General features: G+C 68.4%; 6 protein-coding genes. All 6 read right to left on the bottom strand.

The genetic code is table 11. The features are described from left to right. Positions 1-119, bottom strand: a 119-nt coding sequence (locus tag HUU95_RS10575) for an NAD(P)-binding domain-containing protein (protein WP_174280078.1), incomplete at its 3' end; no start/stop codon positions are given. A gap of 114 nt (positions 120-233) precedes the next feature. Beyond that, a complete protein-coding gene (locus HUU95_RS10570) occupies positions 234-1,007 on the bottom strand; it encodes an enoyl-CoA hydratase (RefSeq protein WP_174280077.1) in 774 nt (257 codons plus the stop codon). Further along, the gene (locus tag HUU95_RS10565; RefSeq protein ID WP_174280079.1) at positions 1,004-2,047 is read right to left on the bottom strand and encodes an enoyl-CoA hydratase/isomerase family protein; all 1,044 of its coding nucleotides are present in this window, start codon (positions 2,045-2,047) and stop codon (positions 1,004-1,006) included. The genes HUU95_RS10570 and HUU95_RS10565 overlap by 4 nt, the downstream gene beginning before the upstream one ends. A gap of 11 nt (positions 2,048-2,058) precedes the next feature. Then, entirely contained in the window at positions 2,059-3,213 is a 1,155-nt protein-coding gene (locus tag HUU95_RS10560; RefSeq protein WP_254602742.1) for an acyl-CoA dehydrogenase family protein, read from the bottom strand. 35 nt (positions 3,214-3,248) lie between these two features. Next, positions 3,249-3,551, bottom strand: coding sequence for a hypothetical protein (locus tag HUU95_RS10555; protein WP_174280075.1), 303 nt, complete (start codon positions 3,549-3,551; stop codon positions 3,249-3,251). 31 nt (positions 3,552-3,582) lie between these two features. Beyond that, positions 3,583-3,831, bottom strand: a 249-nt coding sequence (locus HUU95_RS10550; protein ID WP_174280074.1) for a hypothetical protein, incomplete at its 5' end; no start/stop codon positions are given.

Genomic DNA, 3,831 nt, shown 5'->3' with positions numbered 1-3,831 from the left:
GCGCGGGTCAGCGCCCCGTCGCTGAGGTCAAAGGCGCGGACGTCGTGGCCGGCCCGCGCGAGGTTCGCGGCCATACCGCCGCCCATGTTGCCCAGGCCGATGAACGCGATGCGGGTCATTCAGACTTGCCCTTCGTCATGCTGAACTTGTTTCAGCATCCATGCGCCGCCGCTATCGACACGCCGGCACTGATGATGTCGCATGGACCCTGAAACAAGTTCAGGGTGACGACATTACCGTCCGCGGAACACGCCCGCCCGCTTCTCCACGAACGCGCTCATCCCCTCCTTCTGGTCCGCCGTCCCGAACAGGCCGTGGAACAGGCGGCGCTCGAACCTGATCCCCTGCGCGAGCGGCGTCTCGAAGGCGGCGTTGACCATTTCCTTGACCGCCACCGCCGCGAGCGGCGCCATGGCGGCGATCTGGTCCGCGACCTTCATCGCCTCGTCGAGCAGCTCGGCCGCCGGGATCACGCGCGACACCAGCCCGGCGCGCTCCGCCTCGGCCGCATCCATCATCCGGCCCGTCAGGCACATCTCCATCGCCTTGGCCTTGCCGACGGCCAGGGTGAGCCGCTGCGAGCCGCCCATGCCGGGGCCGACCGCGAGCTTGATCTCGGGTTGGCCGAACCTGGCCGTGTCGGCGGCGAGGATGAAGTCGCACATCATCGCCAGCTCGCAGCCGCCACCCAGCGCAAATCCCGCCACCGCCGCGATCACCGGCTTGCGCGTCGCGGTGAACCGCTCCCAACCCGCGAAATAATCGGTTCCGTACATGTCGCCGAACGATCGCGCCTGCATCTCCTTGATGTCCGCACCCGCCGCGAACGCTTTGGGTGAGCCGGTCAGCACCGCGCAGCGTTGCGCCGGGTCGGCGTCGAACGCCTGCATCGCGGCGATCAGCTCGGCCAGCACCTGGCTGTTGAGCGCGTTGAGCGCCTGCGGTCGGTTCAGCGTCACCAGCGTCACCGCGCCACGCTGATCGACGAGGATGGTTTGGTAGGTCAATGCGGACTCCATTCCTCAGCCTCCGGCAGCGACGCGAAGATCTGGTCGATCAAATGGTCGGTGACGCCGTCGGGCGTGGCCGGATCCCAGCGGGGGGCGTTGTCCTTGTCGACGATCACCGCGCGCACGCCCTCGATGAAGTCATGGCGCTGCACGACGCGGCTGGCGACCGCATATTCCTGCCGCATCTCGTCCTCGAACGTCGACATGGTCGCGCCGTCGAGCAACAGCTTGAGGCTGACCTTCATCGTCTGCGGCGACTTGGTGCCGACCGTCGCCAGCGTCTCCCGCGCGAAGTCGCCGGGATCGGCCCGCAACGCGGCGAGCACCTGCTCCAGCCGATCCGACGCGAACAGGCGGTCGATGTCGGCGCGGTGATCGAGGACGGCGGCGGGCGGCGGTTCGCTCGCTGCGCCGGCGAGCGCCGCGTCCAGCTCACGCGGCGCGGCGGCAATCACTGCCTTCACGTCGTCAAGCCGCTCGGTTGCGACATAGTGGGTGGCGAGCCCGAGCGCGACGCATTCCGCCCCGTCGAGCCGATGCCCGGTCAGGGCCAGGTACCGCCCCATCCGGCCCGGCAGCCGCGACAGATACCAGCCGGCGCCCACGTCCGGAAACAGCCCGATCCCCGTCTCGGGCATGGCGAAGCGCGTGTGCTCGGTCGCGACGCGGTGCCGGCACGGCAGGCTCAGGCCGACGCCGCCGCCCATCGTTACGCCGTCCATGAACGCGACGGTCGGCTTGGCATAGGTGAATAGGCGGTGGTTGACCCGGTATTCGGTGGCGAAGAAGTGGCGCGCCGCCATGCCGTCCGCCGCGCCGCTCTGCGCCAGCATGCGGATGTCGCCCCCCGCGCAGAAGCCGCGACCATCGGCATGGTCGAGCAGCACCGCCTCGACCTCCGGATCGGTTCGCCATGCCTCCAGCGCGTCGAGCATGGCGGCGCACATCGCAGTGGTGAGCGCGTGCAGCTGGCGCGGGCGATTGAGCCGCAACCGGCCGACGCGGCCGTCGCGCGTGGCGATCACCTCCGTCGGCATGGCGAGGTCGATCACGGCCGGGTCAACTCGCGGCCGACGATCATCCGCATCACCTGATTGGTGCCCTCCAGGATCGAATGGACACGCAGGTCGCGCCAGAAGCGCTCGATCGGGTAGTCGCGCAGATAGCCGTAGCCGCCATGGAGCTGGAGCGCGCGGTCGACGATCGACGACCCGTTGTCGGTCGCCAGTCGCTTGGCCATCGCCGAGAAGCGCGATCGGTCGGGCGCGTCGGCCGTCACCTTGGCGGCGGCGAGATAGAGCAGCGCGCGCGCCGCCTCCAGGTCGGTCGCCATGTCGGCGAGCGTGAACTGCGTGTTCTGGAACTCGGCCACCGGCTGGCCGAATTGCTGGCGTTCCCTGGTGTAGCGGATCGACTCGTCCAGGCAGCGCTGCGCGCCGCCCAGCGAACAGGCGCCGATGTTGAGCCGGCCGCCGTCCAGCCCGCTCATCGCGATGCGGAAGCCTTCGCCCTCCGCGCCGATCAGGTTCGCGGCCGGCACGCGGCAATCCTCAAAGATGACCTGCGCGGTCGGGCTCGCGTTCCAGCCGAGCTTGCGCTCGGGCGCGCCGAAACCCAGGCCGGGCGTGCCCTTCTCGACCACGATGGCGGTGATCCCGCGCGACTTCATCTCGGGAGTGTCGGGGCCAGTGCGGACCATGCAGACATAGACGTCGCTGTAGCCGGCGCCCGAGATGAACTGTTTCGTGCCATTGAGCACGTAGTCGTCGCCATCGCGGCGCGCGGTCGTTTTCAGCGCGGCGGCGTCGGAGCCGGAACCGGGCTCGGTCAGGCAATAGCTGGCGATCCGGTCCATGCCGACCAGCGTTGGCAGGAAACGATCCCGCAGCGTGTCGCCGCCGTAGCGGGCGATCATCCATGTCGCCATGTTATGGATCGAGATGAACGCGCTGGTGGCGGGGCAGCCATAGGCCATCGCCTCCATGATCAGCGCCGCTTCCAGCCGCCCTAGCCCGATACCGCCGACTTCCTCGGGCAGGTAGATCGCGCCGAAGCCAAGCTCGCCTGCCGCCTTCCATACCTCGACGGGATAGTGGCTGGCCTCGTCCCACTCGCCCGCGAACGGCGTGATCCGATCGGCGGTAAATCGCTGCGCCAGCGCCTGAATCTCGCGCTGGTCGTCGGTAAGATCGAATTGAGACATGGTCGCGTTCATGGCAGATGATGGTGGCGGGTCAACTATTTGAAGGCGACTAGCGCTCCCAGGATCGCCACCGTCAACGCCGTCGAACCCGCGATCATCCCGCCGACACGCAAGGTAAGCCGAAGTTCCAGATCCTTCATATCCTTCCGAAGGTTCAGCTCCGTCTCGCGCAGCCGGTTATCCGAACGCCCGAACCCTTCATTGAGGTCACGTTTCGTCACGAGACCGTCGAGCACCACCGATCCGAGCGCATCCGCCAATTTCTCGGCGATGCTACGCGCCATCCCCGCTGCCTCCATGCGGCGCACAAAGGCTTGGCTGTCGAAGTATTGCGTCACCCGGATTGGATACTCCAACTCACCACGCCTGTCATCCGCCCAGCGCGTCCAGCAGCCCGCGCACCCGCGCCAGTCGCTCCGTCCCGTCCTCGATCCGCTCGGCCAGCAGCAAGCGGCCGTTCTTCTCCACCAGCCCCGCAGCCTCCGCGTCGCCGGCGAACTCGCGGCGCGGCGTGAGTGCGATCGCGGCCGGGCCGGCGTCGATGCGGGCGATGCCGGCTCCTTGAGCGGCAAGGCGGATCGCGACAACATCAAGCAGCGCGCGCGCCGGCGGCGGCGG

The sequence above is a fragment of the Sphingomonas bacterium genome (assembly GCF_903643065.1).
In the GTDB taxonomy this organism is placed as follows: domain Bacteria; phylum Pseudomonadota; class Alphaproteobacteria; order Sphingomonadales; family Sphingomonadaceae; genus Sphingomonas.
Note: the sequence above shows the minus strand (reverse complement) of the source record. Positions and strands in the feature narration are given on the sequence as shown.

Bases quoted from the DNA above. Each gene is read 5' to 3' on its own strand.
- HUU95_RS10560 (WP_254602742.1), bottom strand. From the start codon at position 3,213: ATGTCTCAATTCGATCTTACCGACGACCAGCGCGAGATTCAGGCGCTG.
- HUU95_RS10565 (WP_174280079.1), bottom strand. From the start codon at position 2,047: ATGCCGACGGAGGTGATCGCCACGCGCGACGGCCGCGTCGGCCGGTTG.